At 61.0% G+C, this 6,705-nt stretch carries 5 protein-coding genes; 2 read left to right on the top strand and 3 right to left on the bottom strand.

Annotated features, from left to right (window positions below; translation table 11 throughout):
• Nucleotides 1–489 precede the first annotated feature (489 nt).
• The 3 genes from INT40_RS06330 to INT40_RS06320 all read right to left on the bottom strand — a co-directional run bounded on the left by INT40_RS06330 (nt 490) and on the right by INT40_RS06320 (nt 2,829).
• Entirely contained in the window at nt 490–783 is a 294-nt protein-coding gene (locus INT40_RS06330) for a hypothetical protein (protein ID WP_101570666.1), read from the bottom strand.
• 94 nt (nt 784–877) lie between these two features.
• On the bottom strand, nt 878–2,410 hold the full coding sequence (locus INT40_RS06325; RefSeq protein ID WP_101570664.1) for a hypothetical protein: 1,533 nt from the start codon (nt 2,408–2,410) through the stop codon (nt 878–880).
• 47 nt (nt 2,411–2,457) lie between these two features.
• Complete coding sequence (locus INT40_RS06320; RefSeq protein WP_101570929.1) at nt 2,458–2,829, bottom strand: hypothetical protein; 372 nt, start codon at nt 2,827–2,829, stop codon at nt 2,458–2,460.
• 349 nt (nt 2,830–3,178) lie between these two features.
• On the opposite strand from INT40_RS06320, the gene INT40_RS06315 reads away from it, so the two are divergent.
• Together INT40_RS06315 and INT40_RS06310 are read left to right on the top strand one after the other, a co-directional pair.
• Nucleotides 3,179–4,387: an acetyl-CoA C-acetyltransferase gene (locus INT40_RS06315; protein WP_101570662.1), complete on the top strand. Its 1,209-nt coding sequence runs from the start codon at nt 3,179–3,181 to the stop codon at nt 4,385–4,387.
• A 1-nt stretch (nt 4,388) separates the two neighbouring features.
• Nucleotides 4,389–6,566 (top strand): 3-hydroxyacyl-CoA dehydrogenase NAD-binding domain-containing protein, encoded by a 2,178-nt coding sequence (locus INT40_RS06310; protein ID WP_193095746.1) that lies wholly within the window; start codon nt 4,389–4,391, stop codon nt 6,564–6,566.
• The last annotated feature ends 139 nt before the right edge of the window (nt 6,567–6,705 follow it).

Genomic DNA, 6,705 nt, shown 5'->3' with positions numbered 1-6,705 from the left:
GGCGGAGCCATTTGTTGATGGTGCCTTCGTGGACTCCGAAGTCCTTGGCGATCTGTCCGATCGTCGTCTTGGAATCCCTGGTCTGGACGACGCGGATGACGTCGTCGCGGAATTCTTTCGGGGAGGGCTGTGGCATGATGTCTATCCTTCCAGGCTTGCCTATGAACAAGCCAGATCAGATGTCACCTAACCCTGCATCAGTCCCTTGTCCCCAATGGTGCGACCGTGTACGTCGAACAGACTGTCGCGGTGAACGGGCTATGAGCACCGTCGACAAAACCGGGTGGGATCCCGACAAATGCCAAGCCACGTCAAAGAAGCGCGGCGACCAGTGCAAGAACTACCCTGTCCGCGGCCTACGAGTGTGTCTGCGCCACAGCGGAGGCTCCAAGGATGCCCGCGCAGCAACGACCATCTATCGAAAGCTCCAGGGGGCATCAAATCAACCACAGCACCGGGATCGCTACTTTGTAGTGGCGCGAGTTCCTGTCACTCGCCTCGCAGCTCACCCCACGCGAAGTAGGACTCAGCAACATCGTCCTGGACATCATCGAAGAACTGTTGACCGACGCTCTCGACACTGAATCCATTCCCATGCGGCCGAACGATGGGGTAGAACACGTCGCCACCTACGGTGATCCGGTAGATCAAGTCTCGGTCAGAGCGGACCAGCCGTGCGTCGTCGATTTCTCCGGGCTTGAAGATTCGTTCGATCGTCGGCTTCACGAAAGTTTCCAAAAGCTCTTTATCAGTGCAGTTCTCGACATAGCGCTCGTCACCCATTCCGTCAGTCTATTGCGTGAGTTTGCCTCGCGGAACGGTTCCGGCGTAGGGGCGAGATTGCCATGAGTATCGACTGGATTCGGCCACGGGGTATCTATGACCGCTTGATCTGAGTGCTGAATCTCCGGTCGAAGGCACTGGTCACGGCGAAGCTTCCAATCAATGCCGCGACAAGGATGACCAGCAGAACCAGCAGCGTCGGCACCAGTTCGCCCACCAAGTGTCTGTTCCCACTGATGAATATCGTGACACTGGACGACGGGCCCGGGTGGCTCGGGTCGAGCAGATTCGCCGCTGTGTTCCAGACAGTTCCCCAGACAACAGCGCCGACAGCGATTACGACTCCGGCCAGCACCCCCAAAGTGTCAGTCACGGCGAGAATGACAATAGCCATGGTCAGACAGACAAGACAGAGTAGCCCGATGATCGCGATCAGCCGCAGACTCGGGTAGGCGCCGAGGCTGTCGACGATGCTTCTCCCCGGCAATACAGCACTCACGGTGGCAGCCGTTGTCAGCGCGAGTGTCCCGGCGGCGGCCAGCCCGAATTTCTGGCTCAGCAGCGTTCTTCTGGGGAATGGTCTCTGAGGTGACAGTGATCGCCATGGCCCGATGATCGCGACCTGCAGTCCCGCCGCCCGATTGACGGTCGCCGATGACAGCATGGCCAAAGTGACCGCGGCGAGAATGAGTGCACCGAAGATCGCGGAGACTCCGGCGCTGATCGACGACTGTGGAGCGTGCGATTGGGATGATGTGGCATCTGTGTCGGAGGACGTGTCGGCGGGACCAGAAGGCGAGGAAGCTGCCGCGACTGGCGCCGAGGACTGCGAACCTGGCTGAGGGCTCTCCCCATCAGATCCTTCGCTGAAGTAGTCGACGGCCGGTGGTCCGCTGACTTTCTCAATCTTGATGTCGAAGGGGCGCTCGAAGGCGCGTTGGGCCTGTTTCGAAGTACGTGGGCAGGCCTGCTCCCCGGTCTCGCATCCGAACTTCTGGGCGACGATGCGAATCTGCTCGGAGACATGCTCCTCCGCTTGGCGGATGACCTGGTCCCGGTACTGGTCGAGGATGAACTTGTCTTCGTTCAGTGCCTGCGGACTTGCCAGGATGGTGATCGTATAGCGCGGGGCCTCGATGTCACCGCGGTAATACGCTCTGATGCCATCGATGACCTGCGGGGTGAGGTCCTTCGGCAGCACAACTGCGAGCACCGAAGCCCCATCCTCCACCTGAGCCCGGGCGGCCTTAGGCGAAAGCTCGCGTTCAGCCGTAGAGAAATCGGGAGCGACCGCGCCCTGCTCGAGCCTGGTGAAGAACTCATCGGAGAACGAGAGGTAGTCCGTCATTGCGCTCTGGATCGCCGGCATCTCCCGCGGTTCGTCGTCTGTGCCGACTGCGATCGAGAAATTCGGAGGCGAGCTTGGTTGCTGTTCCGCTGTGGTCGGAGCAGGGGCCGGCGTCTGGCCCTTCTCTTCGGCCCCCGCCCGTTCGATGGCGCCGAAGAGAGGAATGAGGGCGGACAGCGCTATGACATACACGCAAAGCGAGGCCATGATCGGCCAGAAATACATCCAGCCTGTCTGTCCCCGGGACAGAATCGAGGTCACTGCGAAGAATCGGCGCATGCTTCATCTTCCCACCGACCGGCGATTGTTCTACGCCCGCAGGCGGCCTACTTCTTCTTGGGCTTGAACGAGGTGGAGCATTTCCAAGTCGTCTTGCCCTTCTTCGCCACTACAGTCACCGACACCTTTTTGCCTGGAGTCGCTCCCGAAATGTAGTACTTGAGGTTCGCGGCACCCTTCTTCGAAGCAGTCGCCTTCTTCTTGGTCTTCGTCGTCTTGTAGTGCGCGGTCGTGGTGACCTTGGCCTTCGCGCCAACCTTGGAAACCTTGATCACGGTATTTGAGTACTGCCGCGGTTTCGCGATCGACATCTTCGCCGCACACTTCTTCGTGGCAGCCTCGGCGGGAGGGGCATCGAGCACAATTGGGCCCGCGAGCAGTCCGACAGCCAATGTCAGCGCGAGGAATTTAGATCCCATCCGCGAGCGCGCAGGACGGGCAGAAGTAGGCGCAGTTGAAGCCGATGTGAATCGGGCAGGAATGATCTCGGTCATGGTTCTCCAGGAAACTAAGAGTGTTAGGTTTCATTAGTATAAGCACTTCGCCCGTGGTTTAAAGGTCACAGAATAGTCACGCCCCGTGAGTGCTCCGTCACAGTCACTGCAGCGTGTTTCCGTGTTGACCATCACACGCAACTGGTATTGAATGGGAGTGCGAATGTTACTGAACGATCGATTAGCCAGTGAGGCTGAGCGAGCGTCATTGACGTATCCACGGCCGAGATCACGAAACCGATCATCGGCCGTTCTCTAGGACTGTGAGGAACAGATGAGCGAAGCGTACATCTACGACGCAGTGCGCACACCGCGCGGAAAGAACCGCGGTGGAGCCCTACACAGCGTCAAACCAATCGATCTCGTGACAGGGCTCATCGATGCCCTGCGCGAGCGTAACCCCGATCTCGACGACAAGGCGATCGACGACATGGTCTTGGGCGTCGTCTCGCCCGTCGGCGAACAGGGCGGAGACATCGCTCGCACCGCGGCTCTCGTCGCGGGTCTCGATGAATCCGTCGCCGGCGTTCAGATCAACCGATTCTGCGCATCCGGGCTCGAAGCGGTCAACATCGCTGCACAGAAGGTCGGCAGCGGTTTTGAGAACCTCGTCCTAGCAGGCGGCGTCGAATCGATGTCGCGTGTTCCCCTCGGCTCCGACGGAGGCGCATGGGCACAGGATCCGACGACGAACTTCGACACCTACTTCGTGCCCCAGGGCATCAGCGCCGACCTCATCGCGACCACTGAAGGATTCAGCCGCACCGACATCGACGAATTCGCTGAGGAGTCACAGAAGCGCGCCGCCAACGCCTGGGAAAACGGCTACTTCGAGAAGTCGATCGTCCCCGTCAAAGACCTCAACGGTGTGACCCTGCTCGACACCGATGAGCACATGCGCCCCGGTTCGACGGTGGAGTCGCTGGCGAAGCTGTCCCCAGCCTTCACCAAGGTCGCCGCGCAAGCAGGCTTCGACGAGGTTGCTCTTCAGAAATACCACTGGGTCGAAGAGATCGACCACGTCCACACCGCCGCGAACTCCTCGGGAATCGTCGACGGGGCCAGCCTCGTCATCATCGGCGACGCCGAGGTGGGACAGACGATGAACATGAAGCCGCGGGCTCGCATCGTCTCCACTGCCGTCACCGGATCCGAGCCGACCATCATGCTCACCGGTCCCACTCCCGCGACGCAGAAGGCGCTCGACAAGGCGGGCCTGACCGTCGATGACATCGACCTGTTCGAGCTCAACGAAGCCTTCGGCGCAGTGGTCCTGAAATGGATGAAGGACCTCAACATCCCGCATGACAAGGTCAACGTCAACGGCGGAGCAATTGCCATGGGACACCCGCTGGGTGCTACCGGTGCCATGATCCTCGGGACCGTCCTCGACGAGCTCGAACGTCGCGATCTCAAGCGTGGTCTCGTCACGCTGTGCATCGGCGGCGGAATGGGCATTGCGACGATCATCGAAAGGGTCTGACATGACGAACACTGAAACGACTTCAACTGCATACTCGCATTCCACCGACTCCGACGGAATCGTCACAGTCGTCATCGACGACCCGAATTCCAAGGTCAACACGATGAACGACCATTTCAAGGCTGCCTTCGAAGGCACCGTGGAATGGCTCGAAGCGAACGTCGATGACATCTCCGGCGTCGTCCTCACCTCGGCGAAGAAGACCTTCTTTGCGGGCGGTGACCTCAACAAGCTGCGTGCGGCCGACCCTGAGAACTCGGAAGCCGAAGCCGCACTGACCAACCACATGAAGACGGTCATGCGTCGCCTCGAAACGCTGGGCAAGCCCGTCGTCGCAGCCATCAACGGTGCCGCACTCGGAGGTGGCCTCGAGGTCGCCCTCGTCGCGCATCACCGCATTGCAGCGGAGGACGTCTCCAGCCTGCGCGTCGGATTCCCCGAAGTCTCCTTGGGTCTCCTGCCCGGTGGTGGTGGTGTAGCCAGGGCCGTGCGCCTGATGGGCCTCCAGAACGCACTGCAGAAGGCCATCCTGCCCTCGACGAAGTTCAAGGCAGCCGACGCTCTCAAGCTCGGCCTCATCGACGAACTCGCTCCGGTGGCCGAACTCGAAGCACGCGCCAAGGACTGGGTCAAGGCCAACCCCGAGGCGACTCAGCCCTGGGACGTCAAGGGCTTCAAGATCCCCGGCGGAGCACCCACCTCACCATCGCTGGGTGCGATGCTGCCCGCGCTGCCGGCGCTCCTGCGCCGTCAGACCAAGGGTGCGCCGATGCCCGCTCCTCGCGCGGCCATTGCCGCCGCCGTCGAAGGTGCCTACGTCGACATCGACACGGCACTGGCAGTCGAAACCCGCTACTTCGTCCACCTCACTCACACGCCGGTGGCGAAGAACATGATCAAGGCGTTCTTCTTCGATCTCGGACACATCAACTCCGGCGGCTCGCGTCCCGATGGCTTCGAACCTCGCCAGGTGAAGAAGCTCGGCGTCCTCGGCGCCGGAATGATGGGTGCCGGCATCGCCTACACCGCAGCGAAGGCCGGCATCGACGTCGTCCTCAAGGACGTCGAGATCGAAGCCGCCGAACGTGGCAAGGCCTATGCGGCCAAGCGTGAGGAATCGGCACTGGCCAAGGGCAAGACGAGCGAAGAGAAGAGCAAGGCTGTTCTAGACCGGATCACCCCGAGCGCCTCGGTTGAGGACTTCGCCGGAGTCGACTTCGTCATCGAGGCGGTCTTCGAGTCCGTGCCCGTCAAGCAGCAGGTCTTCAGTGAGATCCAGGACATCGTCGAGTCCGACGCAGTCCTTGGTTCCAACACCTCGACCCTGCCGATCACGGAACTGGCCACCGGTGTGAAGCGCGATTCCGACTTCATCGGCGTCCACTTCTTCTCACCCGCTGACAAGATGCCCCTGGTCGAAATCATCCGTGGTGAGAACACTTCAGATGAGACCCTGGCGCGCACCTTCGACCTCGTGCAGCAGATCAAGAAGACCCCGATCGTCGTCACCGACTCCCGCGGATTCTTCACCTCCCGTGTGATCGGAACCTTCATCGCCGAGGCTGTCGCCGCCGTCGGTGAAGGAGTGGAGCCGGAAACGGTGGAGCAGGCAGCACTGCAGGCCGGTTACCCGACCGGCGCTCTGCAGCTGCTCGATGAACTGACGCTGACGCTGTCGCAGAACATCCGAAAGGAAACCGAGGATGCAATCACAGCCGCAGGCGGAACGCCAGAAGGCCACCCCTCAGACGGCGTCTTCGACTGGATGATCGAGCAGGGGCGCACCGGACGCAAGGACGGACGCGGCTTCTACGACTACGACGAGAACGGCAAGCGCGCCAAGCTGTGGCCCGGTGTGCGTGAACACTTCAACTCCGGTTCGGCGACGCAGCCTTTCGAGGACCTGCAGGAGCGGATGCTCTTCGCCGAGGCGATCGAGACGATCAAATGCCTCGACGAGGGTGTGCTCACCTCGGTTCCGGATGCGAACATCGGTTCGATCTTCGGAATCGGCTTCCCGGCCTGGTCCGGTGGCGTGCTCCAGTACGTCAACCAGTACGAGGGCGGTCTGAACGGATTCGTCGAACGTGCCAAGGAACTCGCCGCGACCTACGGCGATCGCTTCGCGCCACCTGCCTCACTCGTTGAGCGTGCTGCAGCGAACAACACGTACGAATAGGACTGTCACCGGGTCACTCCGCTGACACAGTCACGGCACTGGGCCGGGTCGGAATCAACCGGCCCGGCCCAGTGCCGTTGAACCTTATAGGAATAGCAGTCGCTGTCATCGTGTTCTGTTTGTGGCAGGCCGGTGACGG

This window comes from Brevibacterium sp. FME17, from assembly GCF_014897515.1.
GTDB lineage: Bacteria > Actinomycetota > Actinomycetes > Actinomycetales > Brevibacteriaceae > Brevibacterium.
The sequence above is the reverse complement of the archived record's forward strand: the minus strand, read 5'-3'. Positions and strand labels throughout refer to the sequence as shown.

Bases quoted from the DNA above. Each gene is read 5' to 3' on its own strand.
- INT40_RS06325 (WP_101570664.1), bottom strand. From the start codon at position 2,410: ATGCGCCGATTCTTCGCAGTGACCTCGATTCTGTCCCGGGGACAGACA.
- INT40_RS06320 (WP_101570929.1), bottom strand. From the start codon at position 2,829: ATGGGATCTAAATTCCTCGCGCTGACATTGGCTGTCGGACTGCTCGCG.
- INT40_RS06315 (WP_101570662.1), top strand. From the start codon at position 3,179: ATGAGCGAAGCGTACATCTACGACGCAGTGCGCACACCGCGCGGAAAG.
- INT40_RS06330 (WP_101570666.1), bottom strand. From the start codon at position 783: ATGGGTGACGAGCGCTATGTCGAGAACTGCACTGATAAAGAGCTTTTG.
- INT40_RS06310 (WP_193095746.1), top strand. From the start codon at position 4,389: ATGACGAACACTGAAACGACTTCAACTGCATACTCGCATTCCACCGAC.